Source organism: Arthrobacter sp. PAMC25284 (assembly GCF_019443425.1).
Classification (GTDB): Bacteria; Actinomycetota; Actinomycetes; order Actinomycetales; family Micrococcaceae; genus Arthrobacter; species Arthrobacter oryzae_A.
The window spans coordinates 839,873-865,146 of the sequence record NZ_CP080382.1; the positions used below are offsets into that span (position 1 = coordinate 839,873).

Below are 25,274 nucleotides of genomic sequence, written 5' to 3' on the forward strand. Positions count from 1 at the left end.
GAAGAGCCCATGTCGATGGACCCGCCGTCCTTTCCAGCACGCTCCGGGGAGGAACCTCCCCGGCGCCCGGCACCCGGCAGCCCTGACGGCGACGTCACCCCGGGAATCAGCCGGCAGGCCGCTGCCATTATCGAGGCGATCCTCGCAGACCCGGCGCCGGAACGGGCCCCTGTCAGGGACCGGCTTCGCGACCACGTCGCGGCCCATCCCGGGCACCCGGAAACGGCTCTCGCAGAGCATCTGCTGTCCCTCGGATCCCTGGCCTCATTCCCGGCCGGAGCGGCGGGACCGGTCCCGTCCGAGGAGCGGCACCCGGCAGAATCCCCGGCCCCGGCCGTGGACGGAGCGCTCTCGAGGATCGACGCGGTCCTCAAAGGCAGGATGCTGCTGTCCGCTTTTCAACCGATCGTCGATCTCACCACCGGCGCTGTCGTCGGAGTCGAGGCGTTCACCCGGTTCGTCAGCGACGGGGGCCCCACCGCGGACTGGTTTGCCGACGCGGCCGCGGCGCGGCTGGGAAGCGAACTTGAATTCGCCGCGCTGGAGTGCGCCCTCGCCACCGCCATGCACCTGCCCCCGCGCCTATACGTGGCACTTAAACTGTCCCCTGCCATCTGCCTGGACCCGCTCCTGCCGGCGCTGCTTCAGGAATCGACGCTGTCCCCCGACCGCATCGTCCTCCAGCTCACCGAGGCCCTCACGGCCGGCCAGCCCGCGGCGCTGGCCGCGGCACTGGCCCCGCTGCGTCGCACCGGCGTCCGGCTCGCGGTTGAACACGCAGGCACCTACCCCGACTCGATCCCCCGCATCCGGCAGCTCGGACCCGACATCCTCAAACTTGACCGCACCCTGATAGCCGGAATCGATACAGATCCCCTCCGCCGTTGCTTCGGTGAGGCCATGACCGCATTCGCCGAACAGCTCGGAGCGACGCTCATCGCCGAAGGAATCGAGACCAGTGCGGAATTCGGCGCAGTCGCCGGCCTCGGTATCAGGACCGGTCAGGGCTACTTCCTCGGCCGGCCCACCACCCGCCCCCGGGACTGGGCCCGCTGGGACCTTCCGGCTGTGGAAGCCCGCTCACGAAACGTACCCGGCGGGTCGGCACGGTCCTGACTCCCCGGGCCCCTCCCCGAAACCGGCCGCGGGAGCGGGGCCGCGGGAGCGGGAGCGGTAGCGGGGGCCCGGGACGTGGCGGGTGCAACGGCCCGGGCGCAAACGGGGACGGGGACGGGTGAAGCCCCCGGCAGCAGCTAGCCGGCCCTGTCCGGACCCCATCGGAAGCCGACCCTGATTGCGGCGATCCGCCGGCACGGGCACGTCCGCCGCGGGGAGGTCCGGAAAGGGGCCCGCGGGGAACGAGCATGATCACCGCCACCCCGCGACACGGATCAGCGACCCGATGACGTCCCACCGGTCGGGGTCCACGCCGGCACGGAAATGTCACCAGCTGTTCCTGCCGGTCCTCCCGGCTTCACCCGGGACGACCCTCGAGCAGGCCAAAGGCGGCGTCCTGTACGCGGCGGCAAAGTTCAGCAGGAGCCGAAACGATCCCTGGCCGGTCAATTCGCCTGCAAAGATCCTCTGATCGTCCCGCGTCTGCCCGAGTGGCGCCTGCCAATTCCCGTGTATCCTCGCTCATCTGCCGCTGCCGGACGTGTGATCAAAATTTAGGTAGAGCCGGGGGACACCGGCCGGGGCACGGACTCCGTCGTGGTTCTCGCTCCGGGACGGGACGGGTGCAGCGAAGGGGTCGTTCGGACAGACCGGGGCCGCTGGCCCACAATGACTGTATGCGCACATTCGGGGTCGAGGAGGAACTGCTGATCGTCGACCCCGTCTGCGGCCAGCCGCTGCCCCTGGCCGATGGGGTGCTGGCCGTCAGCAGGGTAGCTGGCGGCGCCTTTCCGGCGACGGGCAGGGTCGTGCTCACTGCTGAGTTCAAGCAGGAGCAGATCGAAGTCCAGACCAGCCCCTGCTCGAGCGTTGATGCCCTGATGGAGGAAATCCGCCGGGGACGGGCCGCGGCCGACGCGGCGGCCCGGGCCGTGGGGGCCAGGGCCGTTGCCCTGGCGACGTCCCCGGTGCCGGCGGTCACCCACACCACCCCCGGTTCCCGCTATGCGGCCATGACGGAGGGTTTCGGTCTGACCGCGAGGGAGCAGCTGACCTGCGGGCTGCACGTTCATGTCTCCGTCAGTTCGGATGAAGAAGGCGTCGCCGTCCTGGACCGGATCCGCAGCTGGCTTCCGGTGTTGGCGGCTCTGAGCGCGAATTCACCGTTCTGGAACGGCGCCGATACCGGGTATGCCAGCTACCGCACGCAGGCGTGGGGCCGGTGGCCGACAGCCGGTCCGGCCGAGCTGTTCGGCTCCGCTGCCGGGTACCGTTCCCTGATTGCGGGGTATCTGGGCACCGGCGTTCTGTTGGACGAAGGGATGGTCTACTTTGACGCCCGGCTCTCCCGGGACCACCCCACCGTGGAGGTCCGTGTGGCCGATGTCTGCCTGTACGCCGAGGATGCCGCCCTCATCGCGGCGCTCGTCCGTGGGCTGGTGGAGACGGCCGCTACAGAATGGCGTCATGGTGTGCCGCCGCTGCCCGTCCCGGCCGCCCTGATCCGTCTGGCCCTCTGGCGGGCCAGCCGGTCCGGGATCAACGGTGATCTCCTGCACCCGGTGGACAACCGGCCGGGACCGGCGCCGGAGATCATCGAGGCTCTCATCCGCTACGTCCGGGCCGCTCTGGCCGGTTCAGGGGACCTCCTTCCCGTGCAGTCCGGGCTGAGCGCCATTCTGCGGCGCGGCACCGGGGAACGCAGGCAACGCGCCACGCTCGCCTGCACAGGAAAGCTCTCCGCCGTTGTCACCGACGCCATCCATTCCAGCCACCACCCCCGGCCCAGTCCGCTACCGCCGGGCAGTTCGCCCTGATCAGTGCCCGCGGCGCCGCGCCCGGGGCCTTTCCGCATAGTCGACGGCAGAAATGACTCCGGGATCACGGAACACCGGGGCGCTTCCCCCTTTCCTTTCAACGCATGTGTCCGATTCGCTGCCCGGGCGCCGGCGGAGATCGAAACGCCGCGGACGTCATCGTCAGTGGACCGCCTCGTGTTCTTTTAACCACTCTCGTGTCCGTGCCGACGGATCCAGGCGGTCAGATGACCACGGGGCCGGTCCTGGCGTTCAGAGAAAACGTACGGATGCCGTGTGCGGCGGCTGACCGCGGAGCGCACGGCCGGACCGGGGTCAACGCGCGGAACGCCTCTTCCCCTGGCCGCGCCGAGAGCGTAGGTTGCTGCTTGCACAGCAAATACCGCGCTGATTACCGCGGGCGCTGTCTGGGGGCCCGTGGCGGCGCACTCATCATAGGGAGGAAACCATGAGCGACATCATCCGGCACATGCCTTTCGACGTGCCCGAACCGGTCCGCCGGTTCCTGCAAGGGGACATCGGCTCGTGGCTGCGCGTGGAGGAATACCACGACGGATCCAGCCTGGTGATCAGGGCCGAGGTGCCCGGCGTCGACCCCGAGAAGGACGTTGACATCACCATCGCCGGAACCACGCTCACCATCGAAGCCCGCCGGGAAGAACAATCCGAACACCAGGACAGGCACAACTACCGCTCCGAATTCCGTTACGGGGCGTTCAGCCGCAGTTTTCAGCTGCCCCCGGGCGTCAAGGAGGACGACATCCAGGCCTCCTACAACAGCGGGGTCCTCGAAGTCCGTGTACCCTCACCCGGACAGGGCACCACGCCCGGCCGGAAAGTCCCGGTCAACCGAACCGACGCCTGGGTGGCAACCGCCAGCGGGGGCAGTGCCACGGGTGTAGGGACCGAAGAGACCACCAGCGAAGCCACCGCACCGGCGCCGGCCTCCCCCACGCCATCGGATCCGGACCGACCGGCTACCCCGCCGGCGGGATCCTCATTCTGACCCGATCAGCCGGACCTGATCTGCAGCGGTGACGTAGGCGGCCGCCGCCTCAGGTGCCGCATGACCGGGTGCCGTGTCCGGCCGGCCCGTGGACCGGCACCAGCCAGGGCCGGCCCGCCATGGCGTTGCGGCCCGTTCATGCGCTGGATGCTAATGCTCGAAGGAAATCCTGCGGTGCGCCGGCGCAGCTGCCCGGCCATCCGGCCCGGACAGCACAGCCTTCTCTCCTGCCCGGCCCAACGGAACAACAGCCGCCGCGATCCAGACCCGTTTAGGGGGTTCACTTGAACGGGTGGTCCTGATCCGCGATGGATCATTTCCACGAACAGGTGCATAATGGCGCTCAACCGTCACTAAGATCCGGTATCGGAGGACGAAATGCGGGCGAGAAGCATCGTCGGAATAGTAGTGCTGCTTTGGCTCGCGATCGGCGTCATCGCCGCCGCGCAGCGCGGTTATTTCGCCGGACAGCTCGCGTCCTGCGCCTCGGTTGGGACTGTCGCGGTGACAATCGTTGCAGGGCCGCTGAACTATCTGGGCCTGAATCCCACGCTCACCTGCGACATCCCCCAGCCATCGCCGTAGCCGCAGACCCTGCGGCTGGGTCACGTGGTGAACGATGCAACACTGCAGTAAGTAACGGTCACCATCATTCAGGCTGAGCCTTCGCGTCCGTCAAACAGACCGGGAAGGAATATCTGCCCATTCTCACCTCCATGATCACCAGGGCCCACAATCTCGGACTGGCGGTCACCGGCGAGGGAATCGAAACCACCGTCCAGGCCCCGCCGCCTGATCCGGCTCGGCAGTGACTCACTCCAGGGGTACTACTTCTCCCGCCCGTCGCCGAACTCTGCCCCGCACAACAACACGCCACAGACCGCATCCGGGCCCGACCGTCTCAGCAAAGGAACGTTTGCTGAGATGCCGTGGCACATGCATGTGGATCAGGTTCCAGGACGAACGCTGCATACACCCAGCCGGCGATCGAGCGGACGCACATTGCGCAAGGATTGGCCGTTATGAAAGGGGTTCTCACGCTGACCGAGGCCTCTCATTTAGCGCCGGAGATCTCCGTTGCAACTTCGGCTTTGGGGGTCTGGGCGTAGTCTGCGTTTACCTCGTACGCGTGCTCGTCGAGTACCAGTGCCTGCTGGTTGATGTCTTTCAGTTGGGCATCGGAGAGCTGTTCCGCCTTGACCAGATCCAGGGTCTCCTGCCGGTCCCCGCCTACGGCTGTCACTTTTAGCAGACCCGTGCCTGCTGAATAGAACTTCTGCTGATGCCCTACTGCCGGTTCCAACGGATTGTGTTCATCAATGACCAGCACACCCTCGTAGCATCCCGTGGGAACACACGTTTTCTGATTCTCCTGGACGGGGACCCCGCAGTCCAGGAACTGCACTGCGGGTGCGTGAGCCTGGACATAGCTGGGCGAGCCGGTCCGCGGTTCGGCCTGCATCGCCAGTCCCGCCTGGGCCGCGGACAGACCGCTCAGAAATGTGGCTGGCGCGCCCATGAATTCGCCATTCTCAAACTCTTCCGGGTACTCCCCGAAGAGCCAGACGTCGCCATTGTTGGACTGCGCAAAAAAGGCCAGTTCGGATTCCACCAGCTCTCCGTCGGCGTAGTCGCGGTCCCACATCACCTGGGTCTTCACACCATCCACCATTTTGGTGAGTCCGGTCACAGTGTGGGTTACTGTGCGCTCGGTGGTGCCTTCTGCGCTGGTGACCGAGCCCGTGGTCGTGTACTGCATGCCGGGCGTCAGGGGAAACCACTTGTTGTCGATTTTTGGCGACGCCGGGAAAGCCGTGCGGTCGAAGTTGAGGGCTGTTCCTGGCCCGCACAGCCCCACGGCCACGGGCGCCACGGTTGGTGAGGCTGAAGCTGATGCTGCCTCCTGCGTCGGAGTTGGTGACGTTGCAGGCACAGCTGAGTCCGAGGGCGGTGTGGAAGTGGCCGAGGGTGTGGACTGCGCGGCACACGCCGCTGTGGACATGGTGAGAAATAGTAGGAGAGCGGAACCCACTGCTGTCCGCCGATCGTGCAAATGGAACATCTCGATGTCCTTCCGTCGCTGAAATTCTGTTCGGGGCAGTGCTCTCGCATCCGCGCCAAGTCACCCCAACGGGGCGCGGATCAAAGGGTCCTGGGGAATGGTTCACCGAGGAAGGAATGGAAGGTCTGCTCAGCCTCCTCTCCTAAACCTGAGACCTGTGCAAATTCTGGACCGACTTATCAGAATGGTGGCCTAGTTGCGGCTATTTGAGAAGAGGCATGCCTCCCGGATAGCAATTCAGGCGTGTTTGTCGTCCGACTGCGCGAAAGAGGTTAGCTAAATTGCAGCGAAGGCTCGTTCAGGTGAGTGAAAGCTTTCCGTAAGAGTGGACGCGACCCTGCGCAATGGTTTATATGGATTGGAATCATCAGCAGGTCCCGCAGAAGTGATCCTGGCGGCGCGGCTCGTCAGCGATGGCCGGGGCTCGCCGGTGGCGGCGGCCAACTGTTGGCGCCAGACGGAACTTGGACAGGGTTCCTACGCCAACCGCAGCGGCCGTCCGCCCAGCTTCACCGTAATTTCCTGGCCCCAGGAGGCGGTGAGGCGGGCGTCTTCCATGCCGTCTCCAAATACCACAAGCTGGTCGGCGGCAACGGTAACGCGGAGTGATTCGCGGGCCTCCGGCGCACCCACGGTCCAATAGGTTCCCGTGATGGGGGAGGGCCAGGCCTCGCGGGCGAACCATGTGAGGCGGGGATCCGTTGGCGCCGGCAGGGCGCGTCCGCCGCGGTCGAGGGTGATGGATGCGCACCAGTCGTTGGCGACGGCGACGGCGACGGTGCCGGTGCCGGTGCCGGTGCCGGTGCCGGTGCCGGTGCCGGTGCCGGTGGAGACGATAAGGTCCGACGACGTATGGCGTTGGGTCTGCCCGCCGGGGCCCGTGAGTTGGTATCGGACCGACTGGTGCGAAGCCTGGCCGAGTGGGTTCCCGCCAGACGGAGCCTTCCCGGAGCCCGCCCGGTCCAGGCCTGTAAGCAGTGGAACTCCGGTGACAAAATGGGTGTGTTGCGGGTAATTGGCATGTGCGTCGGCATTAAGGACCGGACATGAAGAAAGAGCTGAAAGAGGCCGCGAACACGGTCGAGGAGGCATCGAACTCCAGGGCTCTTGTAGTCGCGGCCAGGGCAGGGTTTGCCGTCAGCGGCCTGCTGCACCTCATGACCGGTTTCGTCGCCATCCGGTTGGCCTTCGGCACGGCGGGACAGGCGGACCAGGGCGGTGCCGTTGCCCAACTCGCAGGCCAGCCCGGTGGACTGGTGCTGCTGTGGACCGGATTCGCTGCCTGTGTGGCTCTGGCGCTCTGGCAAACCAGTAACGCCGTGTTCGACTACGGTCAGCTGGAAGCCAGGAAGCAGGTGGGGAAGAAACTTTCCGCAGGCGGCAAGGCGGTGGTGTTCGCCGTGCTGGCGCTGACATTTGCTGCCTCCGCAACTGGAAACAGCAGGAACAGCGGAAAGTCCACCAGCGATTTCACGGTTTCAATCATGAAAGCACCCGGGGGTTCATTCCTGCTGATCGTCATCGGAGTCGCGATCGCCGTCGTCGGCGTCGTATTTGTGGTCCTCGGAGTCAAGGCATCGTTCAAGAAGGATCTGCGGTTGCCGTCCTCGGGCACCGGCCGGACCATTGTGACGGGGCTGGGCGTTGCCGGCTACGTGGCCGAGGGCATCGCGCTGTTTCTGGTGGGGTTGCTGTTCATCATTGCCACCGTCAGCGCCCGCCCCCAGGAGTCCACCGGCCTGGACGGCGGGTTGACGGCGCTGCGCGAGCAGCCGTACGGGCTGTATATGCTGACCGCCGTCGGCGCCGGTCTGATCTGTTACGGCCTCTACCTGATGGCGAAGGCCAAATACGCGCGGATGTAAGCCGTCTGCCAGCGCGGCAGGCTCCAGCTCCATTGAGTTAAGTGATTGTCCGTGTCAATCTCATCCGCTGTGACGGCTTGAATCAGGTCCACCGGGGGCCATTTTGGTACTGGATTTCCGCCGCAGTGTGTGGTCGGGGCGGTAGGAGCCCGTGTGTTGGGGATGACAGCCTGACCGCATCCGAGGGACAGTCTGTCCGTCTCACCGCGGTTCACGACGATCAGCGGAGTCCTGGACGGTATCAAGGCTGTGCGGGAAAGCGCGGCAACGGGGCATGTGGTGGATCGTTCCTCCTGCGCACCACCGATCCCCCTTCCGGGAGCTCGCCGGTCCGTGCTCGTAGGGCGGTGATGGCCGCTCGATTTCCGGCTTTTTGCCCCGAGGCGGCCGGGAGCGGCAGGTCAGGCCGCCAAGCCCACAGCCAGGGCGGGGGCTGCGGCATTAACGGGTGCCAGGACGCTGAGTCTGCAATCAGCCTGGAGCGGATCTATGTATGCGGGCAGGCGGTGGCGCCGCGAGCAGGCGCGCAGCTGCTCCAAAGCTAGGGGTTCGACGCTGGCGTGGGTCATGTCGATTTCCACGGCCAGGCCTTCCATCAGGGCGTTTGCGCGTTTCACGATCACATAGAGGGCCTGGAGGCTTTGTGCCGTCACGCGGCCCTGGGCCTCGATCCGGGCGTGAGCGCAATCGAGGTCCACCCGGACCAGGACGCTGAGCTTGTCTTTCATGGTGCTCCTACCCTTCGGGGGTGGCCGCGACGCTGCGGCCGCCCCCGCAAGCGTAGGCATGAGCTGTGACGCACGCAACACCCCGGCACGCATTCAGGACATCTCTACCACCGTTCTATCACTGTGCGGGGAGGGTTGAGGCGCCTGCCCATGCGGCATCCGGACTAAGCGATCAGCGCATGCAGATCGACGCCGAAGAACGCGACGAGCGGTCAGAGAAGTATCGCCGCAAGGCCTTCGAGGATATTGCCGGGAATGTTCCATGCCACGAGGTATCCGTGGGTGGCGGCGACCAGCAGACCGATGGCCAGATAGACCACCCCGAAGAAGCAGATTCCGCGTCCGCCCGTTCCGCGTCTGCCAAATCCGCGCATCATCGCTACTTTCCCATTGTGGGGAGGGAGCTAAAGTATATTCCGCCCAACCGTCTTTGGATATGAAACTTCCCGCTGGCGGTATTCCGGCCCTTCGTCTCTAAGCGTGGTTAGGTCCAGTTGAGTTTGAGGGTTCGGGGTGTTGTCGGCGTGGCGGCAGGAGAGAGACATCAGGGTCTCTTTGAATTGGTAGCGACTAAACAACCATTTCCCAAAGAAACCCTGACGTGTCTGACTCTACTTCCTGCTCCGGCGGGACGTGGTGCGATCGCGCTGATGCCCTGCTTGGTGTTCCTGGCGTTCACATCACGTCCGTTGCCGAGGCCGCCGCTGGCCTGATCATCCATGTTGAAACTGACGAAACCATGGCCTGACGGAGTGGTCCTGCGGTTCGCGATATAGCCAGGCGTTCACGGCGGTACGTCAGGGCTGAGCTTCGGCGAGGTCTTTGAGTTTAGTGAGAGCCGCCGGCCACGCTTCATTCAGCATGGCCGCCCATTCGTCAACGCCGTCAAGCTCGACCTTGACTGACGTCACCCCTTCGGCTTCGGTGAACGAGTAGTTTTCGTGGGCTCCGATAAATTCCTTCGCCGCATCGCTGGTCCGGTCCTCCACACCGCGGACAATCTGACCGAGATATCGCAGGGAGATGAACTCATGCGGCCTGCTTTCCTCAACCGTTGCGATCATCCCTCCCAAGGATTCTTCATCGTCAGGGCCGAGGAAACGAATCTCGCTGCCTCTGTTCCAGTCGCCCTCATAGTAGGAACCCTTTTCATTGAAAGCACTCGTCCACTCCCGGTACGCGGCATCATCGAGCATCGTGGACCAGACGGTTTGGGCGGGGGCGCTAATACTCACCTCAAATTTCAGCTTTTCCATGCCTGATCGTACGTCCGCTTCAGGGATCGGAAACAGGCCCCGGTTTCCGGGAAGCCTTGGGGCTCATTGCACAGAGCTGATGCGACGCCCGCCCGCAAGCGGATCTTCTTGCAGAAGTGGTGTGCGGGGCCTATAGGGGTGGAAGCTTCGCGCACACAGTGAGTCTTGGCCGCACCGGAGCGGCGCAGTCCGCGTGCCGTCACTCGCGGTAGATTTTCGTGACCGGCGTCCCAATGCCACGAGGGCCCTTCGGGCCAGGAACACCGCGACGTCATCTCCGGACTCCCGTCGGCAGCCCTTCAAGCCCGAGGAACGACGAAAGGCGAGCACAGTCAGGCGCGCCGGCTGGTCCCGTCACCCGGTCATGCCGTAGACATGATGCCTATGGAGATCGACCGAGCGCATATGCCGCCAGCAACAGACGAAACAACCCACGGTAAGACCCATCGGGTGGTCTTCTCTGACCCCGAGTCCATCAGGGCAGTCGCGGTACGCGATCCCGACGATGCCTGTGACGCCGCCCAGGCTCCTGTCTTCTCAAACCCCTTCTAATCCACCTGCAGCCCCTTCCGCCTGGAGTACCGTCGACACGATGCCCGGACTCCTGCCGGCGGCCCTTGCCGCGCCGTCCCGGCGAAGCCGGTAACAAGCCCGGGTACCGGGCCCAACGGTACTGCCCGTCCGCTCCACGATCAGCCGGACGAATCACGGACCCTTGACGGGGCGCAATACGAGATCCGTGTCGATCGCCTCGGTGAAGTCATGGGCATCGATGCCTCCTGGACCGGCTGGCCCTCCGCGTCTCACAACCCTTGAGTTGCAAGACCTTTGGTCGAGACACTCGCTGGCCTTGACGCTTCAATAACCTCAGTGTCTTGCTACTATGTCCCGTAAGTGCGGCGCGGGTTTGCGGTAGTCAATCACTGTTGCGGGACACATTGGAGGCACCAAATGGGCAAGCTGATCGGATACGCCCGGGTATCTACCCGGGCCCAGGACGCCGACCGGCAGACCGTGGATCTACTGGCCGCCGGGGTGCGAAGGGATGACCTCTACACCGACCACGGGGTCAGCGGAGCCCGGGCGGCGCGGCCGGCCTTCGGCGCGGCTCTCGCTGCCCTGCATGAAGGCGACACCCTCGTCGTCACCACATTGGACCGGCTCGGGAGGTCCACCGCCAACATGCTCGAACTAGCCACCCTGCTGCGGGAACGGAAGACCGGTCTGCGCGTGCTCAATCTCGGCGGCGGCGACGTGGACACCGGCACACCCATGGGCTCCATGGTCTTCACCGTCATGACAGCCCTCGCGCAGATGGAACTGGAAATCAAACGGGAACGAATCACCGATTCGGTCTCCAAACGCCGGGCCGCGGGCAGGGACCTAGGCGGGCGCCGGGAGCAGTTCACCGACAGCCAGATCAACAACGCCCGCCGACTCATCGACGCCGGCCAGCCAGCCACCCAGGTCGCCCGTGACCTCGGCATGTCCCGGGCGACCCTGTACCGGCGCATGGGTGAACTCGATGCCCGACAGTGGATAATCGCCCAGCCCCCACTGAACGGAACAGCGGACTCTGGGACGGTTGCGGCAGCCACATGGCCGAATTTGTCGAGGCCTTCGGATTTGAGGGCGGCGACGACACTGCTAGGCACCCAATAATCACGGCACCAATGCATAATCGGACTAGCAAAACCCAACGTTGAGGAGCCTGATGCCCAACAGCCGAGAGATCCGACTATCTGAAGTGGAGCGATTAGCAGCCACGGGGATGTCTACTGCAGCCATCGCCGCCCAGCTAGGAGTTCACTACTCTACAGTCGCCAACGATCTGGCCGCCGTCCGTCCCAGACGGGTACCTCGGATCGACAGCCCCGTCAGCTCTCCCCCGCAAAATCTGCCAACCTCCGACACATCAGCGACCGGAACATGGTCTGGACTGGCCCAATGCGAAAACGCCTGGGCCGCCACGATGAACCAGCCCGGAATCTATCGCTGGTTTCTTGACGGCCCCCTGCCTGAACCGTTCAACTGGCCAGCCCATCTCTCACCATTAGGCCTGGGAGACCTTCTCTACGTGGGCAAGGCAACCAATCTTCGCACCCGGGCCAAACACCATAAGCTACCCACCGCCGGCTCCACCCTGCGTCGAACGCTGGCCTCGCTAATGGGCTTTCCCGGTGTCTGGCATGGGAAATCCGCCCATCCCCGTATCGCAGAAGAACATAACGCCTTCCTGACGGACTGGATGACCAATAACCTTCTGATGAGCTTCAGGGGCCTCCAAGAACACGAAACGCTGGAAAGCGCCGAGGTGCTGCTGCGAAAACAATCAAAGGCACCACTGAATAAGGACGCCATGACCCCGGAACAATTGCATGCTTCCGAGGTCGGCAGACGTTGGAAAGCCAGCGCAATACGTCTATGAAATACCCGAACGCCGATAACGGCCCATCCGAACGCCCAGGTTCAGCTTGGGTTCGATGAGCTGAGCCTGGGGCTCACGCTTCTCGCTAGGCGTGGGCGGCGGTGTAGGCCTCTTGGATGTCTTGGCGGATCCGGCCCCGGGTACTGGGGTTGTAGCCGTGGGCGTTGGCCCAGTCCCGGACCCTCCGGGTCTCTTCCCTGCCCAGCGGCGCCACCGTGCCGGCCCGGCCTGCGGAGGAACCGCGGAGCCGCCGGCCCTTGGCAGTGTATTTGGTCAATACTGCGCGAAGTTCGGCGGCGTTGGCCGTGGTGAGATCGATCTCGTAATCGGCGCCGTCGACAGAGAACCGGACGGTTTCTTCGGCGTCCTCGCCGGTCAGGTCATCGATGAGCTGGACATAGACTTTGCGGGCCAAGGGGGTCCTTCGGTTTAGGGTTCATGCCGCCGTCCCCCCCAACGTCAGCCTTTACCCTCAACCCTATTTCACCCCCGGACACCCCCAGACCCGGCGTGCACCTGCAGCTCAAATCCGCTCACGGGAGCGGATCACGGGCCGTTGTGCTTGTATGAAGGGCATGGCCGTCGACGCTCCCCCGGAAGTCACGCAGGACCTGACCCGGCTGGCGGCTGCGCTGGACGGGTCCGTGCCGGCGAAAACGGCGGCGAACCTCCTGATCGCGACCTGGAACGTCAGGGCCTTCGGGGACCTGACGAACAAATGGGCCGCCGGCCCCCGCGACTCCCCCAAACGCGACTGGCACGCCGTGGCGTGCATTGCCGAGGTGGTTTCCCGGTTTGACGTCATCGCCCTGCAGGAAGTCCGCCGCAACACCACGGCGCTGCGGTTCCTGCTCGAACTCCTCGGCCCCGTTTGGCGGGTCATCGCCTCCGACGTGACCGAGGGATCCGCCGGGAACGGCGAACGCCTCGCCTTCCTCTACAACACCGAGCGGGTTCAGCCTTCCGGCCTGGTCGGGGAAATCGTCCTCCCGCCCCTCGAAACAGACCCGCAGCGACAGTTCGCCCGCACCCCGTACGTCGCAGGGTTCAGCCGCACCGGCACCGAATTCACCCTCGCCTCCGTCCACGTCCTCTGGGGCAAAAACGCGACCGAACGCCTCCCCGAAGTCACCGCCTTCGCCCACTGGACGCGCGCCTGGGCCGACCGGCCCCACGACACAACCTCGTGGTTCTGGACTACTTCAACCTCGACCGCATCGGCGACCCCCGGGGATCTACCAGCCCGCCGCCGGGGTCCTCCGCATCGGTCGGAAGCCTTTCGCCCCGGCGGACGGGGGCCCCGGCTGGGCTACCTCCTGGAGGAACGCGGCTCTACAAAAAAGAGTCCGTTCTGGACGTGATGGTCTACTTCTTCCGTCTCAAAGGCCTGGACAAGGCCAGGGCGAAGGCCAAGTCGCAGGATTATCTGGAGCGCGTGGACCTCGCCGACAACGCGGGTGGGCGCACAGCACACCGGCGCCATCCATCAGACCTTTGGTTCGGCGCCGCAGTCCCTGGTGTCGGGGTGCCGGCCGGCCAGTGATGGGGATTGTCTCGGCGCGGGAACTACGTCACATCAGGGACGGATGGTTTGAGGGCCCGGGTCCCCCTAAGTATCACGGCCGCGAGCACAGTTGCGAGCATAATCACGAGTGACCCTATCCCCAGGTAGAAGAGCAGGGACGTGTTGCCGGGAGGCCTCGCCGCCCCGTTCGCAGCCGCGTCGATCAACCACCAATACCCTGCGGTGGAGGCCGTCCACAGTGCACCGGCGGCTAGAACCAGCCACGACAGTCGGGAGAACCAGGGTGTGCCGGTCCGATACGAGAGTGCCAGTGCCAACAGGGTGATTCCCGCCGCCGCGAGAATCAGTCCGGCGAAGTAGTAACGTCCTGCCAGAACGCCTGCGAGTGCCCCAAGGCCTCCGATGAGGACAAGACGCCGGGCGCCGAGGGGCATGCGTGGGCGGCCGACAGAAATCTCTCCCGCAGCCTGGGAACCGCCGGTTGTTGCGTCGTCGTCTGTCATCGTGTTCTGAGATCCTCTGTACTGACAATTGCTGGCCCCGGGCAGCGACTTGAGGTCTGGACTTGCGACCGGCAGGTCGGGGTGCTCCGACATTCAAACTCTACAGACACGGCGGCGCCCCGCTGGCATCGAGAGCTACGACAATGAGTGCGTTCTCCGGTCCGGAGCAGATTGTGCCGGGTCAAGAGCAAAACTCTCCCGGCAGGCCGTGGCCGGCGGTGAGTCATCATTCTGATCGAAGCACCCCGCCGCCGCGGGCGTGAACGAGTACAGCACAGTTCCACCTGAACTCTTGAAGTTATACCCCCTAGGGGTATACATTGGTCCTGTAACCGCTTGAAGGAGCCGTCATGAACCTCTCTGTCGATGAGGCCGGGGGCGCCCCTGTTGCCCCTCGCGGATACACCGCGGACAAGGACGCGTACCGTCGGCGGCTCAAGCGCATTGAGGGTCAGGTGCGCGGGATAGCCCGCATGGTCGATGAAGACTCGTACTGCATCGACATCCTGACCCAGGTCGCGGCCGTCACCAAGGCCCTGCACGCGGTCAGTATCGGGCTGCTCGAGGAACACATCGGCCACTGCGTCGTCAGCGCGGCGGCCGAATCGGAAGAAGCCGGGGACGCGAAAGTCAAAGAAGCATTGGACGCGATCGCGCGTCTGCTGCGCTAGGAATGAAGGGGAAAATCATTATGAGCGTCAATACCACCGTCAATATTTCGGGTATGGACTGCAGTCATTGCGTCGCCTCCGTGACCGAGGAACTCCAGAACCTTGACGGCGTCGAGGAGGTCGCTGTGGAGCTGAACAAGGACGGTGTCTCTGTCGCCACCCTCATCTCGGCAAACGAGCTCGACCTGGAGCAAATCGGCGAAGCGGTCGCAGGGGGCCGGCTACCTCGTCGTGGCCGCCGGGGCCTGAGGATGGACTCCGGAACCCTGACGAATACGCGCATTATAGATCTCGATATTCAGGGAATGACCTGCGCTTCGTGCGTTGGGCGGGTGGAACGGAAACTCGGAAAACTCGACGGCGTCCACGCCAGCGTCAACCTGCCCCTGGAATCCGCCCAGGTCACGGCGCCGGACGCCATCACGGACCAGCAGATCCTCGAGACCATCGCGGCGACCGGGTATACGGCCCGGCTCAAGGCCGCACCCGTCGCAGACGGGCCGGAGGAGGGCCCGGATAAGACGGTGCCGGAGCCGTCCCGTGACGGGCCCGCCGCGTCGGCGATCCTGCGTCCCCGGCTGCTGCTTGCCGCCGTTCTCACTCTGCCGGTGGTCATCATTTCCATGATCCCGGCCGCCCAGTTCCCGCACTGGGGCTGGTGGGCCTTCGCGCTCAGCCTGCCCGTGGTCACCTGGGCGGCCTGGCCCTTCCACCGCGCCGCGGCCGTCAACGCCCGGCACCTGGCCTCCACGATGGACACGCTGGTATCCATCGGGGTGGGGGCAGCGTTCCTGTTCTCCAGCTGGCAGCTGTTTGCCGATCCGTCGCTGACCGGGCACACCGGCATGGAGATGAGCGCCCACACCCTGTACTTCGAAGTCGCCGCCGTCGTCACGACGTTCCTGCTGCTGGGCAGGTACCTTGAAGCCAACGCCAAACAACGCGCAGGCAACGCGCTGAAAGCGCTCTTAAACCTCGGGGCCAAGGAAGCCACCGTGCTCCGCGACGGCGTCGAGTCCCTGATACCGGCCGACCGGCTGCAGCCCGGCGACGTCTTCCTCGTCCGCCCGGGTGAAAAAATTCCCGCCGACGGATTCGTCATCGACGGGAACAGCGCGGTCGATACCTCGCTCATCACCGGGGAGTCGCTGCCGGTCGAGGTTGGCGTTGACGACACGGTGACCGGGGCTACGATCAACACCAACGGCCGGCTGCTGGTGAAGGCCACCCGTGTCGGCAGCGAAACAACACTGGCCCAGATGGGGAGACTTGTCAGCCAGGCACAAAGCGGCAAGGCGCCGATTGCCCGGCTTGCAGACCGGATCAGTGCTGTCTTCGTCCCGATCGTCCTGGCCATCGCTGCGGCCACCTTCACCGTGTGGATGCTTTCAACCACTGACCCGCAGGCCTCCTTTACCGCCGCCGTCGCGGTCCTGGTCATCGCCTGCCCCTGCGCGCTCGGTCTGGCCACCCCGACGGCCCTGCTCACCGGAACCGGCCGGGGCGCGCAGCTGGGCATCCTGATCAAGGGACCGCAGGTCCTGGAAGGCACCCGGACCGTGGACACCATCGTGCTGGACAAAACCGGCACCGTGACCACCGGACGGCTCTCCGTCGCAGGTATCCACAGCTTCTCCGGGGCCGCAAAGGAGGAGCTTTTGGCCCTGGCCGGCGCCGTTGAAGCCGCGAGTGAGCATCCCATTGCCCGCGCCATCGCCCGCGCGGCCAAGGGCGAAGGACCGCTGAGGGCCGTCACCGGCTTTGAGAGCGCACCCGGTGGAGGCGTCCGGGGAATCGTCGATGGCCGCCGCGTGGTCGCCGGGCGCGCCGGGTGGCTCCAGGACAACGCCATCATCCTGACCGACCGCCATCAAACGGCCTTGAAAACGCAGGAAGAAACGGGCGCCACCGTGATCTGGGTCGGCGTCGATGGCCAGACTGCCGGAATGATCAGCCTCACTGATACGGTCAAGGATGGCTCCGCGGCCGCGATTGCCCGGCTCAAAGACCTGGGGCTCAGGCCCATCCTGCTGACCGGCGATAACGCAGCCGTCGCGGCGATCGTTGCCGCCGCCGTGGGCATTCCGGCCCACGATGTCCTGGCGGGGGTCCTCCCGGAAGGGAAAGTGCAGGCGGTCCGGAAGCTTCAGGCATCCGGGGCTACCGTGGCGATGGCCGGCGACGGCGTCAACGACGCCGCGGCCCTGGCCCAGGCCGACCTGGGCATTGCCATGGGCAGCGGGGCGGACGTCGCGATCGCCGCAGCCGACCTCACGGTCATGGGAAACGACCTCGGCCAGGTGGCCCAGGCCATCGAGCTATCCCGCAGGACACTGGCCACCATCAAGACGAACCTGTTCTGGGCTTTCTTCTACAACGCCCTCGGGATCCCGGTCGCCGCGCTGGGCCTGCTGAACCCGATGATCGCCGGCGCCGCGATGGCCGCCAGCTCGGTCCTGGTCGTCAGCAACTCCCTGCGTCTGCGCCGCTTCGCCGCGACAACCCTTCAGGATTCCCCCGCGGAATCGAAGGCCACGCTGCCGGTTCCGGCCAGGCAGGCCTGAAGCACCAAGGCCGGCGACCCGACGGGGAAGCGCCGTTGAACGCGCCAAGGGCCGGTGGGTTACTGCCCCCAAGGCAGCAACCCCACCGGCCCTTCAGCGGATACTTCTCAGGCGCCCGCGCGGACGAACGTGACGGGGCCGGTAGCGGTCAGCCACGACAGGGGATGCACAACGGTCTGGTTCTTGCCGTTCATGCCGGAGCTGAGCACCTGGCCGTCGCCGACATAGATTCCGATGTGGCCGGGCTGGATGACCATGTCCCCGGGCGTCGGGGTACCGACGACTTTCCCGTAGTTCTTGAACTGCATCGGGCCCAGGTCGCCAACCGGAATGCCGGCTGTTCCCAGGGCCTTTTCCACCAGACGGGTACAGTCCTGAATGAGACCAAGCTGCGCGTAGGCGGCGGATACCATGGCGGCATTGACCCCGCCTGCCGCCGGAGCAGCAGCAGGCGCCGCCGCGGCCTGCGGGCTGACGGTGATCTGGGCTTTTGCCGCCGGCGCCTGGACGGCCGCCGCCGGCACGGGTGCTGCAACAACTGCCGCAGGCTTTTCGATGACCGGCGCCGCGGTGGTGGCGACGGCGGGGCGTTCAAAGGAAATCCGGACGCTGGAGTCAGCGCTCAGCGGCGCCGCCGCCTGGCTGGACACCTCAAGGTTTGAGACGGGGGCAGAATCCCGCTGTGCCGGGGCCTCGGCGGCCTGGGCGGCGATTCCGCTGGTCAGAACCAGTCCCGACGCGGCGGCGATCACGGCGGCCTGGCGGCCCAGCCCGCCGGCGTTGTCGGCAACGGTCCTGGAGATTGTCGCGAGCGGGCTGGTGTGTACGGTGACCGCGCGGCGGCGGCCGTGAGCTTTGCGTGTGGACATGAAAAAGTAGCCTCTCCCAATGCCTGCGGGGTTAGCTGTCGGATTCGGATGGGAGACACCCGGCCGCAGTCCCTGCAAAAGATGCAGTGGTGCGGCTTCACCCCAAGGCCTGAGAACAGGCCAACATGTGGTTTCCCCGTCTCTGCCGGACGATTTTGCGAACGGATCCCGGGCAGCGGCAGAGTTAGGCAATCGGCTCGGGAGTGCCGTTCCCGGAGAAAATCGGCACGGATTCGACCGTACGGTAAAACCGCGGGGATGTCACATTCAGGTAACGACAGCGGCCGAGCGGGGCGCCCCGGGGCAGCAGCCCCCGGCCGGCGGGCCCCGGCAGGTCCCACGTGCGGGGGTTTCCCTGGTGGCGAAGCGCGGCATCGCCATGACCCCTCGCGAGGCCCGGCAGGTCGTCCGCGCCGCGGCCGAGGAACTCCCTCCGTCGGACAAGGACATGCAGGTCGCCGCGTGCTGGTGGTCGCCGGACGGTCCTCTCCCCCGGCGCCGGTGCCGTCCTGATGTCCCTCTCCACGGTCGCCGCTGGTCTGAACGGGCAGCTGATGAGCCGGATGAAACTGAACTGCGCCCGGGATCGTTGACCCCGGCAGGCGCCGGAAACTTTCCAGGCCGGTATTCTTAGAACGAATCATGCTCTGCCGGAAAGGAGGAACACCATGACCGCAGCCCTGCCCGGGCGAGCCATGGCGCTCTTCCGCCGTGCATCCCTGCTGTCCGGAATGCTGGCGATCATTGCCGGGATTATTGGGATGCACCTCATGAGCGGCTCCCACGTATTGCCGGCGACCGCCGCAGGCCTTGGCGTGGACACATCCCTGGACGCGCAGGTTTCCGCGGTGATCATGCCCGCCCCGGGCGGCGGTGCACGCCAGGGCGCCCCGGCTGAACAGCGCCCGGAGTCCCTATCAGGGCTTTCGTGCGCGGACGCGGGCCTCTGCCCGGCGATGACGGGCATGGCCGCCGCCTGCATTCCTTCCCCGGGCCATCCGCCGTTGGAGGCCCCGTTGCCGGGGACCACGCCCTTTGCCGATACCGTCCCGGCCGCGTTGCCGGCCGGCTTCCGTCCTTACCCGTATCTGCCCGGGGCTCCTTCTCCGGGTGACCTCTGCATCAGCCGGACGTAAAGGCTGAGCTGCGCCGTGTTCTGCCCGGCGCATAAGCCCTGATCCTGACGTGCCCTGCCGGAACTCCGGCTTCTTTGTCGTGCGCGTCACCAGCCAACGGCTCCATGTGCCGGTTGATGTCTAGAAGGACCCCCGATTTTCATGAAAAAATTTTTGACCCTCTCCGCCGCGGCCGTCGCCGCCGCGATTGCCCTGGCCGGATGCTCCGCCGGCTCCGGCGGCAGCATGCCCGGTATGGACACGGGCGGCTCCGGCGCGTCCACCGGTTCCGCCCCGATAGCTGCCGGGGACCACAACGGCGCCGACACCATGTTTGTCCAGGGCATGATTCCGCACCACAGCCAGGCGGTGGAGATGAGCGACATCATCCTCCAGAAGCAGGACATCGACCCCCGGGTCACTGCCCTTGCCACCAAAATCAAGGCCGCCCAGGCCCCGGAGATCAGCACCATGACCGAGTGGCTGAAGACGTGGAATGAGCCCGAACCGATGGCCAGCGGCGGCATGTCCGGGACGATGAGCAGTGACGACATGTCCAAGCTCCAGGCGGCACAGGGCGCCGACGCAGCCAAGTTGTTCCTGACCCAGATGATCGCGCACCACCAGGGCGCCGTGATGATGGCCAGGACCGAGGAGGCCGATGGCCAGAACGCCGACGCGGTGACCCTTAGCAAGGAGATCATCACGTCCCAGCAGGCAGAAATCCAGGAAATGCAGACGTTGCTCGGCTCCCTCTAGCCAACTGCATCACGGCGCCGGTCCCGTTGCGTGGCCGGCACCGCGTCACCGATCTTCCTATCCCCTGTTTGGAGCCTTCCATGCCTCTTTTCCACCGCCACCGGCCCCCCGCCGCGATTGGCACCGCCGCGGCTGCCGCCGTGATCTTTGCCCTGTCCGCCTGCTCTCCGGCGACCACCGATCCGTCCGCCGCAAACGGCTCGAAATCGTCCGCAGCAGCAGGCGCCGCGTCCGGGCTGCCGAGCGCCCACGTCCATGGCCTGAGCGTTAACGGCGAAACGAGCCAGGTGCTCCTGGCCACGCACGAGGGACTGTTCGACGTCTCCGGTACCCCTGCCGTGACAATCGGACCGACCAACGACTACATGGGTTTCACCGCAGCGATGGAACCGGACGTCTTCTACGCCTCGGGGCATCCGGGCCCGGGCTCGGACCTGCCCAACCCGGCCGGGCTGCTCAAGACCACCGACGGCGGCAGGACGTGGCAGCAGCTCTCGAGGCAGAAGGAATCGGACTTCCACGCCCTCGCCGCCACGAAGTCCGGCATCGTTGCGTTCGACGGGACCCTCCGGACCAGCACTGATGGCATTACATGGCAGAGTGTCGCCGCAGACTTCATGCCGGCTGTCCTGGCCGGGAACCCCTACAGTGATACCGTTCTGGCCACCACCACGGACGGGGTGCAGCGCTCCACCGACGGCGGGACCACCTGGACGCTGAATGCGGCGGCCCCTCTGATCCAGTTCGCCGCGTTCGCCAGCTCCAGGGAAGCCATCGGCGTCGCACCGGACGGGGCCGTGTACTACTCCCCCGACGCAGGCACGTCCTGGCAACAGACGGGGACGATCAGCGGCGGCGTTCAGGCCATCGCCGCAATGGAAGGCGCGGACGGCAGCCCATGGATCTGGGCCGCCACCGCAACCGGTGTGATCGTGTCCACCGACGGCGGGGCGACGTTCCGGCCCTCCGACGCGGACTGATCCGGTGGACATCGGCGACTATTTCGCTTCCACCGTACTTTCAGGTGCCTTGCTGATCGCCATTCCCTTGGCGATGACGGCGGGCCTGGTGTCCTTCCTCTCACCATGCATCCTGCCGCTCGTTCCCGGGTATTTGGGGTTTGTCTCCGGGCTGACGGACCCGACGCAGCCACAGAACCGCCGCCGGGTCCTGGCCGGGGTCGGACTCTTCATCCTGGGCTTCGCGGCGGTCTTCACCCTCTACGGGGCCGCGTTCGGCGCGATCGGCTCCTGGCTGCTGCGCTGGCAGGATGCCCTGATGCGCGGCCTCGGCGTGGTGGTGATCCTGATGGGCGCTGCCCTGCTCGGCGCCGTCCCATGGCTCCAGCAGACCCGCAAGCTCAGCCTCGGCCGCCGGACCGGGCTCGCCGGCGCACCGCTGCTGGGGATTGTTTTCGGTCTCGGCTGGACTCCGTGCATGGGTCCGACCCTCAGCGCCGTGCTGTCCCTAAGCGTGACGACCGGCAGCGCCGGACGCGGGGCGCTCCTGGCCTTTGCCTACTGCCTGGGCCTGGGGATCCCCTTCGTTCTGACCGCCCTCGGCCTGAACTGGGTCAGCACCGCCCTGGCGTTCGTCCGCCGGCACATTCGCATCGTTAATATCGCCGGGGCGTCCCTGCTGATCGTTCTGGGCATCCTGATGGTCTCCGGGGTCTGGGTGAGCTGGATCTATCAGCTCCAGAACCTCTCCGGGACCTTCCTCACCCCCATCTGATACCGGCGGCCCGCATGCGGCCGCCCCCGAAGGACTCCACATGAGCATTCACACCGATTATCATCTGGGCCGGCGCCGCTTCCTGGGCCTGTCCGTCGCGACGGCCGCCACGGCGGCCCTTGCGGCCTGCGCCAATACCCAGGCCCCGGCAGGCCTGCCGGAACGGGTCCTGCCCACGGATGCCGCCGTCGCCGATTACGAGGCCCTCCGGGCGTTTAGCGGAACAACCGTCACCCAGGACCTGACAGCGTCAGCCTTCCAGACGACCCTTGCCGGGAAGGCCATCACGACGTGGGGCTATAACGGCGGACTCAGTGCGCCCACCATCCGCGCCACGGCAGGTGACCGGCTCCAGGTCGGACTGGCCAACGGGCTGAAGGATCCGACCAGCATCCACTGGCACGGCCTGGCACTGCGGAACGACCAAGACGGCGTCCCGCACATCACCCAGGATCCAACCGCCGCCGGCGCCGGGTTCGACTACGGATTCCTGCTGCCCCACCCCGGCACCTACTGGTACCACTCGCACGTCGAGATGCAGCGCGAACGGGCCCTCTACGGCGCACTCATCATCGAGGACCCGGCCGAAAAGCTCGTCTATGACCAGGACTGGGTGATCGTGCTGGACGACTGGCTGGACGGCGTCACCGGCACCCCGGACGAGGTCATGGAAGAACTCTCCGGCGGAATGTCCATGGGCGGGGACGGGATGTCCGGGACCTCCATGCCCGGCATGGACCACGGCCCCATGGGCTCCAAGCCGTCCCCCACCAGCACCAGTGGAGCACCGGGCATGGGAACGAGTCATATGCTGATGGGTGCCCGCAGCGACTTCCTCGGCGGCGACGCCGGTGACGTCCGCTTCCCGCTCCACCTCTTCAACGCCAAGGCACCGGAAGAAGCCGATGTCCTTGCCGCCAAAGCCGGGGATGTCATCCGGCTCCGGATCATCAACGCCGCCGGTGATACCGCCTACCGAGTCGGCGTCCCCGGGCATACGCTCACTCTCACGCACACCGACGGGTTCCCCGTCCAGCACCAGGACGTCGACGCCGTCGTGCTCGGCATGGGCGAACGCATCGACGCCCTGCTCACCGTACCGGAGGGATTCACCCCGGTACTGGCCCTGCCCGAAGGCAAGACCGGGCAGGCCCTGGGATTCATCAGCACCGGCACCGGCAAGCAGCCGCTTCCCGCGACCCTGCCATTCACCTTTGACGGCACGGTCGTCGACGGCGGCCAGCTCAAGGCCGACCCCGGCGTCAGCTTCGCCCCGAAAACCCCGGACCGGACCCACGAACTCCGGCTCACCGGCGGCATGATGCAGTACGACTGGGGCATCAACAGCCGCCGCTTCGACATGAACGACCCGTTCCGCGACGCCTTCGAAATCAAAGCCGGCGACCGCGTAGAGGTGAGGTTCGTCAACGAAACGGACATGTGGCACCCGATGCACCTGCACGGCCACACCTTTCAGGTCGGAACCGACGGCGCCCGGAAAGACACCGTCATAGTCCGGCCCAAACAAACAGTCACGGTGATCTTCGACGCCGACAACCCCGGCCAGTGGCTCACCCACTGCCACAACGCTTATCATGCCGAACGCAGCATGATGGGCGTCTTCTCCTACATCAAATAAGGGAACCCGACCATGAACACCCTTGTCGCGACAGAGCTTTTCTTCCCCTCCCCTGTCGCCAGCGCCATCCAGCTCGGGCCGTTGACCCTCCGCTTCTACGCCCTCGCCATCCTGGCCGGCATCGTCGTTGGGGTCTGGCTTACCGCCCGCCGGCTCCGGGACCGCGGCGGCACCACCTCCCAGACCCTCGACATTGTGACCTGGGCAGTGCCCTTCGGCATCGTCGGCGGCCGGATTTACCACGTCATCACCGACAACCAGCTCTATTTCGGCCCCGGACGCGACCCTTGGGGTGCGTTCCGGATCTGGGAAGGCGGCCTCGGGATCTGGGGCGCCGTTGCCCTCGGACTCGTAGGAGCACTGATCGGGGGCCCGCCGCGCCGGCGTCCCGTTCGCCGCGTTCGTGGATGCGGCAGCACCGGGCCTGCTGATCGCCCAGGGCCTGGGCCGCTGGGGCAACTGGTTCAACAACGAACTCTACGGCGAACCCACGGACCTGCCCTGGAAACTCCAGATCCACGCCATGGACCCGGTCACCGGCCAAGCCCTGACCGGCGCCGACGGCGCTCCGCAGGTTTTGGGCTATTTTCACCCGACCTTCCTCTACGAATCGCTCTGGGTCCTGGCCGCGGCGTTGCTGCTGATCTTCCTGGACCGCCGCTACACCCTCGGCGCCGGGTCCGTGTTCGCCCTCTACATCGTCTCCTACACCGCCGGTCGCTTCGCCTTTGAACTGATGCGCTCGGACCCGGCCAACCTGATCCTGGGCCTGCGCGTGAACACCTGGGTCGCCGGCCTGCTCTTCCTGGCCGGGCTCGTCCTCTTCCAACAGCTCAGGACCCGTCCCCGCTCCACCGTCCCGCCCGCCCCCAACGAACCCGCCCCCAAAGACCCCGCGCCCGGCAGCCCGCCCTCAGGAAACGACGTCGTGGATCCCGCCCCGCCTGTAAAGGAAGCCACGCATGAGTAACGCACAGCGGCGACGCGCCGAAAACCAACGCATCGTCGCCGATCTCCGCAACCAGCAGCGGGCCAAACAGCGCCGGTTCAACATCCTCCTCTACGGCGGATTCGGACTGCTCCTGGCCGGCATCATCACCGCCGTGACCCTGACCATCCTCGGGTCCGTCCAGGAAAAGAACGCCGCCGCCGAGGCCGCCAAGCAACCCATCGAAGGCATCCAGACCTTCACCGGCCTGTCCCGGAGCCACGTCGAGGCAACCGTCGACTATCCCCAGCAACCCGGCGTCGGCGGGGATCACGCGGCCACCTGGACCAACTGCGGGATCTACACCGAACCCGTCAATAAGGAACGTGCCGTCCACTCCCTGGAACACGGCGCCGTCAGCATCACGTACGGCTCCGGACTGGCCGCCGCCGACATCACCACGCTGACGGCCCTGGCCACGGACAAGCCCTTTGTCCTGCTCAGCCCCGGTACGGACTCCGGGACCGGAATCACGGCCACGGCGTGGGGCGCCCAGCTGACCGTGACCGATGCAGCCGATCCGCGCATTGCCAATTTCATCCGCGCCTACGCCCAGTCCCCGGACGCGCCGGAGCCCGGGGCTCCCTGCACCGGCGGCGTCAACAGCTAAGCATCCGACCCGTCGACCA

The 25,274-nt window shown here is 65.9% G+C and carries 26 protein-coding genes, 2 pseudogenes and 1 riboswitch; of the genes and pseudogenes, 20 read left to right on the top strand and 8 right to left on the bottom strand.

Translation table 11 applies throughout. The features are described 5' to 3' along the window. The first annotated feature begins 9 nt into the window (after positions 1–9). The 4 genes from KY499_RS03930 (at position 10) to KY499_RS03945 (ending at position 4,524) form a co-directional block, all read left to right on the top strand. Entirely contained in the window at positions 10–1,116 is a 1,107-nt protein-coding gene (locus KY499_RS03930; RefSeq protein ID WP_219886259.1) for an EAL domain-containing protein, read from the top strand. Positions 1,117–1,793: 677 nt separating this feature from the next. Continuing rightward, a complete protein-coding gene (locus KY499_RS03935) occupies positions 1,794–2,933 on the top strand; it encodes a glutamate--cysteine ligase (RefSeq protein ID WP_219886260.1) in 1,140 nt (379 codons plus the stop codon). Between the two features lie 448 nt (positions 2,934–3,381). Beyond that, positions 3,382–3,939: an Hsp20/alpha crystallin family protein gene (locus KY499_RS03940; protein ID WP_219886261.1), complete on the top strand. Its 558-nt coding sequence runs from the start codon at positions 3,382–3,384 to the stop codon at positions 3,937–3,939. Between the two features lie 378 nt (positions 3,940–4,317). Next, positions 4,318–4,524: a hypothetical protein gene (locus KY499_RS03945; protein WP_123255208.1), complete on the top strand. Its 207-nt coding sequence runs from the start codon at positions 4,318–4,320 to the stop codon at positions 4,522–4,524. Between the two features lie 469 nt (positions 4,525–4,993). Here the strand turns inward: KY499_RS03945 and KY499_RS03950 are convergent, their stop codons facing one another. Both KY499_RS03950 and KY499_RS03955 read right to left on the bottom strand, forming a co-directional pair. Further along, entirely contained in the window at positions 4,994–5,812 is an 819-nt protein-coding gene (locus KY499_RS03950; RefSeq protein WP_258190956.1) for a hypothetical protein, read from the bottom strand. 666 nt (positions 5,813–6,478) lie between these two features. Further along, entirely contained in the window at positions 6,479–7,093 is a 615-nt protein-coding gene (locus tag KY499_RS03955) for a hypothetical protein (RefSeq protein WP_258190957.1), read from the bottom strand. Between KY499_RS03955 and KY499_RS03960 the strand changes: the two genes are divergently transcribed. After that, entirely contained in the window at positions 7,048–7,866 is an 819-nt protein-coding gene (locus tag KY499_RS03960) for a DUF1206 domain-containing protein (protein WP_219886262.1), read from the top strand. The genes KY499_RS03955 and KY499_RS03960 overlap by 46 nt on opposite strands. A 401-nt stretch (positions 7,867–8,267) precedes the next feature. Here the strand turns inward: KY499_RS03960 and KY499_RS03965 are convergent, their stop codons facing one another. Together KY499_RS03965 and KY499_RS03970 are read right to left on the bottom strand one after the other, a co-directional pair. After that, on the bottom strand, positions 8,268–8,594 hold the full coding sequence (locus tag KY499_RS03965) for a hypothetical protein (RefSeq protein ID WP_123255204.1): 327 nt from the start codon (positions 8,592–8,594) through the stop codon (positions 8,268–8,270). 212 nt (positions 8,595–8,806) lie between these two features. After that, entirely contained in the window at positions 8,807–8,971 is a 165-nt protein-coding gene (locus KY499_RS03970; RefSeq protein ID WP_183164490.1) for a hypothetical protein, read from the bottom strand. 224 nt (positions 8,972–9,195) lie between these two features. Between KY499_RS03970 and KY499_RS03975 the strand changes: the two genes are divergently transcribed. Then, positions 9,196–9,342 (top strand): hypothetical protein, encoded by a 147-nt coding sequence (locus KY499_RS03975; RefSeq protein WP_183164489.1) that lies wholly within the window; start codon positions 9,196–9,198, stop codon positions 9,340–9,342. A gap of 49 nt (positions 9,343–9,391) precedes the next feature. On the opposite strand, the gene KY499_RS03980 is transcribed toward KY499_RS03975, so the two are convergent. After that, positions 9,392–9,850, bottom strand: coding sequence for an SRPBCC domain-containing protein (locus tag KY499_RS03980; protein WP_123255203.1), 459 nt, complete (start codon positions 9,848–9,850; stop codon positions 9,392–9,394). A gap of 405 nt (positions 9,851–10,255) precedes the next feature. Between KY499_RS03980 and KY499_RS03985 the strand changes: the two genes are divergently transcribed. From KY499_RS03985 to KY499_RS03995, 3 genes and pseudogenes are all read left to right on the top strand, one after another. Next, positions 10,256–10,402 (top strand): hypothetical protein, encoded by a 147-nt coding sequence (locus tag KY499_RS03985; protein WP_183164488.1) that lies wholly within the window; start codon positions 10,256–10,258, stop codon positions 10,400–10,402. A gap of 399 nt (positions 10,403–10,801) precedes the next feature. Next, positions 10,802–11,374, top strand: a pseudogene (locus tag KY499_RS03990) (recombinase family protein); the annotation flags it as partial. A gap of 247 nt (positions 11,375–11,621) precedes the next feature. Continuing rightward, positions 11,622–12,278 (top strand): GIY-YIG nuclease family protein, encoded by a 657-nt coding sequence (locus KY499_RS03995; protein WP_219886264.1) that lies wholly within the window; start codon positions 11,622–11,624, stop codon positions 12,276–12,278. An 85-nt stretch (positions 12,279–12,363) separates the two neighbouring features. On the opposite strand, the gene KY499_RS04000 is transcribed toward KY499_RS03995, so the two are convergent. After that, a complete protein-coding gene (locus tag KY499_RS04000; protein ID WP_219886265.1) occupies positions 12,364–12,693 on the bottom strand; it encodes an Lsr2 family protein in 330 nt (109 codons plus the stop codon). Positions 12,694–12,853: 160 nt separating this feature from the next. On the opposite strand from KY499_RS04000, the gene KY499_RS18520 reads away from it, so the two are divergent. Together KY499_RS18520 and KY499_RS18525 are read left to right on the top strand one after the other, a co-directional pair. Continuing rightward, positions 12,854–13,639, top strand: a complete 786-nt coding sequence (locus KY499_RS18520) for a hypothetical protein (protein ID WP_308813077.1) — start codon at positions 12,854–12,856, stop codon at positions 13,637–13,639. Further along, a complete protein-coding gene (locus KY499_RS18525; RefSeq protein WP_308813078.1) occupies positions 13,636–13,821 on the top strand; it encodes a hypothetical protein in 186 nt (61 codons plus the stop codon). The genes KY499_RS18520 and KY499_RS18525 overlap by 4 nt, the downstream gene beginning before the upstream one ends. Positions 13,822–13,844: 23 nt before the next feature. Here KY499_RS18525 and KY499_RS04015 read toward each other — a convergent pair whose 3' ends face one another. After that, a complete protein-coding gene (locus tag KY499_RS04015) occupies positions 13,845–14,306 on the bottom strand; it encodes a hypothetical protein (RefSeq protein ID WP_219886267.1) in 462 nt (153 codons plus the stop codon). Between the two features lie 350 nt (positions 14,307–14,656). Between KY499_RS04015 and KY499_RS04020 the strand changes: the two genes are divergently transcribed. Beyond that, positions 14,657–14,977 carry a metal-sensitive transcriptional regulator gene (locus tag KY499_RS04020; protein ID WP_219886268.1) on the top strand — a complete coding sequence of 107 codons (321 nt, stop codon included), beginning with the start codon at positions 14,657–14,659 and terminating at the stop codon, positions 14,975–14,977. A gap of 20 nt (positions 14,978–14,997) precedes the next feature. Next, complete coding sequence (locus KY499_RS04025) at positions 14,998–17,541, top strand: heavy metal translocating P-type ATPase (protein WP_219886269.1); 2,544 nt, start codon at positions 14,998–15,000, stop codon at positions 17,539–17,541. A gap of 107 nt (positions 17,542–17,648) precedes the next feature. On the opposite strand, the gene KY499_RS04030 is transcribed toward KY499_RS04025, so the two are convergent. Then, entirely contained in the window at positions 17,649–18,410 is a 762-nt protein-coding gene (locus KY499_RS04030) for a C40 family peptidase (RefSeq protein WP_219886270.1), read from the bottom strand. A gap of 6 nt (positions 18,411–18,416) precedes the next feature. Then, a riboswitch (cyclic di-AMP (ydaO/yuaA leader) is annotated at positions 18,417–18,611 on the bottom strand. Between the two features lie 467 nt (positions 18,612–19,078). Between KY499_RS04030 and KY499_RS04035 the strand changes: the two genes are divergently transcribed. From KY499_RS04035 to KY499_RS04065, 7 genes and pseudogenes are all read left to right on the top strand, one after another. After that, entirely contained in the window at positions 19,079–19,546 is a 468-nt protein-coding gene (locus tag KY499_RS04035) for a hypothetical protein (protein WP_219886271.1), read from the top strand. A 141-nt stretch (positions 19,547–19,687) separates the two neighbouring features. Next, the gene (locus KY499_RS04040; protein ID WP_219886272.1) at positions 19,688–20,284 is read left to right on the top strand and encodes a DUF305 domain-containing protein; all 597 of its coding nucleotides are present in this window, start codon (positions 19,688–19,690) and stop codon (positions 20,282–20,284) included. 80 nt (positions 20,285–20,364) lie between these two features. Beyond that, positions 20,365–21,264, top strand: a complete 900-nt coding sequence (locus KY499_RS04045; RefSeq protein ID WP_219886273.1) for a F510_1955 family glycosylhydrolase — start codon at positions 20,365–20,367, stop codon at positions 21,262–21,264. 4 nt (positions 21,265–21,268) lie between these two features. Continuing rightward, on the top strand, positions 21,269–22,018 hold the full coding sequence (locus KY499_RS04050; protein WP_219886274.1) for a cytochrome c biogenesis CcdA family protein: 750 nt from the start codon (positions 21,269–21,271) through the stop codon (positions 22,016–22,018). Between the two features lie 40 nt (positions 22,019–22,058). Beyond that, positions 22,059–23,657, top strand: a complete 1,599-nt coding sequence (locus KY499_RS04055; protein ID WP_219886275.1) for a multicopper oxidase family protein — start codon at positions 22,059–22,061, stop codon at positions 23,655–23,657. Between the two features lie 12 nt (positions 23,658–23,669). Then, positions 23,670–24,627, top strand: a pseudogene (gene lgt / locus KY499_RS04060) (prolipoprotein diacylglyceryl transferase). Then, entirely contained in the window at positions 24,620–25,255 is a 636-nt protein-coding gene (locus KY499_RS04065; RefSeq protein WP_219886276.1) for a DUF3105 domain-containing protein, read from the top strand. Before lgt ends, KY499_RS04065 begins: the two are co-directional and overlap by 8 nt. The last annotated feature ends 19 nt before the right edge of the window (positions 25,256–25,274 follow it).

What these genes read in the sequence shown, in the direction of transcription:
- KY499_RS03930 (WP_219886259.1), top strand. Translation starts at nt 10, where the DNA reads ATGTCGATGGACCCGCCGTCCTTTCCAGCACGCTCCGGGGAGGAACCT.
- KY499_RS03935 (WP_219886260.1), top strand. Translation starts at nt 1,794, where the DNA reads ATGCGCACATTCGGGGTCGAGGAGGAACTGCTGATCGTCGACCCCGTC.
- KY499_RS03940 (WP_219886261.1), top strand. Translation starts at nt 3,382, where the DNA reads ATGAGCGACATCATCCGGCACATGCCTTTCGACGTGCCCGAACCGGTC.
- KY499_RS03945 (WP_123255208.1), top strand. Translation starts at nt 4,318, where the DNA reads ATGCGGGCGAGAAGCATCGTCGGAATAGTAGTGCTGCTTTGGCTCGCG.
- KY499_RS03960 (WP_219886262.1), top strand. Translation starts at nt 7,048, where the DNA reads ATGAAGAAAGAGCTGAAAGAGGCCGCGAACACGGTCGAGGAGGCATCG.
- KY499_RS03955 (WP_258190957.1), bottom strand. Translation starts at nt 7,093, where the DNA reads ATGCCTCCTCGACCGTGTTCGCGGCCTCTTTCAGCTCTTTCTTCATGT.
- KY499_RS03965 (WP_123255204.1), bottom strand. Translation starts at nt 8,594, where the DNA reads ATGAAAGACAAGCTCAGCGTCCTGGTCCGGGTGGACCTCGATTGCGCT.
- KY499_RS03970 (WP_183164490.1), bottom strand. Translation starts at nt 8,971, where the DNA reads ATGATGCGCGGATTTGGCAGACGCGGAACGGGCGGACGCGGAATCTGC.
- KY499_RS03980 (WP_123255203.1), bottom strand. Translation starts at nt 9,850, where the DNA reads ATGGAAAAGCTGAAATTTGAGGTGAGTATTAGCGCCCCCGCCCAAACC.
- KY499_RS03985 (WP_183164488.1), top strand. Translation starts at nt 10,256, where the DNA reads ATGCCGCCAGCAACAGACGAAACAACCCACGGTAAGACCCATCGGGTG.
- KY499_RS03995 (WP_219886264.1), top strand. Translation starts at nt 11,622, where the DNA reads ATGTCTACTGCAGCCATCGCCGCCCAGCTAGGAGTTCACTACTCTACA.
- KY499_RS18520 (WP_308813077.1), top strand. Translation starts at nt 12,854, where the DNA reads ATGGCCGTCGACGCTCCCCCGGAAGTCACGCAGGACCTGACCCGGCTG.
- KY499_RS04015 (WP_219886267.1), bottom strand. Translation starts at nt 14,306, where the DNA reads ATGACAGACGACGACGCAACAACCGGCGGTTCCCAGGCTGCGGGAGAG.
- KY499_RS04020 (WP_219886268.1), top strand. Translation starts at nt 14,657, where the DNA reads ATGAACCTCTCTGTCGATGAGGCCGGGGGCGCCCCTGTTGCCCCTCGC.
- KY499_RS04025 (WP_219886269.1), top strand. Translation starts at nt 14,998, where the DNA reads ATGAGCGTCAATACCACCGTCAATATTTCGGGTATGGACTGCAGTCAT.
- KY499_RS04030 (WP_219886270.1), bottom strand. Translation starts at nt 18,410, where the DNA reads ATGTCCACACGCAAAGCTCACGGCCGCCGCCGCGCGGTCACCGTACAC.
- KY499_RS04035 (WP_219886271.1), top strand. Translation starts at nt 19,079, where the DNA reads ATGACCGCAGCCCTGCCCGGGCGAGCCATGGCGCTCTTCCGCCGTGCA.
- KY499_RS04040 (WP_219886272.1), top strand. Translation starts at nt 19,688, where the DNA reads ATGAAAAAATTTTTGACCCTCTCCGCCGCGGCCGTCGCCGCCGCGATT.
- KY499_RS04045 (WP_219886273.1), top strand. Translation starts at nt 20,365, where the DNA reads ATGCCTCTTTTCCACCGCCACCGGCCCCCCGCCGCGATTGGCACCGCC.
- KY499_RS04055 (WP_219886275.1), top strand. Translation starts at nt 22,059, where the DNA reads ATGAGCATTCACACCGATTATCATCTGGGCCGGCGCCGCTTCCTGGGC.
- KY499_RS04065 (WP_219886276.1), top strand. Translation starts at nt 24,620, where the DNA reads ATGAGTAACGCACAGCGGCGACGCGCCGAAAACCAACGCATCGTCGCC.